General features: G+C 67.9%; 1 protein-coding gene. It reads left to right on the top strand.

All coding sequences use genetic code 11. The features are described from left to right. A partial coding sequence (locus tag I6F37_RS40015; protein ID WP_368736822.1) for a tetratricopeptide repeat protein occupies positions 1–280 on the top strand: 280 nt, incomplete at its 5' end. Between the last annotated feature and the right edge of the window lie 165 nt (positions 281–445).

Genomic DNA, 445 nt, shown 5'->3' with positions numbered 1-445 from the left:
AGCACCAATCGTGGCGCTCAATCGCGCCGTGGCAGTGGCCGAGCTCGATGGCCCGGCGATCGGTCTGGACGAGGTCGATCGGCTCGCCGAGCCGCTCGCCGACTTCCATCTGTTCCACTCGGCCCGAGGCGACATGCTGCGCCGGCTGGGCCGCGTCGACGACGCAGCGACGGCGTACGATCGGGCGCTCGAGCTCGCCGGCAACGCCACCGAACGCGAATTCCTCATCGGCCGCCGGGAGTCGCTGGCAGAGCTCCGCGAGTATCCGCCGCTCCGGTAAATCGCGGCGCGATGCTTTCCGCAACCGTCCGAGCAGTGACGGCGAACAAGGAGGCGACGATGCCGCAGACGACGGGTTCCGTCGGGCCGGAAATGACCCGGATCGCGGTAGCCGAGTTTTTCGGAACGATGATCCTGATGCTCCTCGGACCGGGCAGCGCAATCA

It is taken from the genome of Bradyrhizobium sp. NBAIM08 (assembly GCF_020193935.1).
GTDB classification, from domain to species: Bacteria; Pseudomonadota; Alphaproteobacteria; order Rhizobiales; family Xanthobacteraceae; genus Bradyrhizobium; species Bradyrhizobium yuanmingense.
Note: the sequence above shows the minus strand (reverse complement) of the source record. Positions and strands in the feature narration are given on the sequence as shown.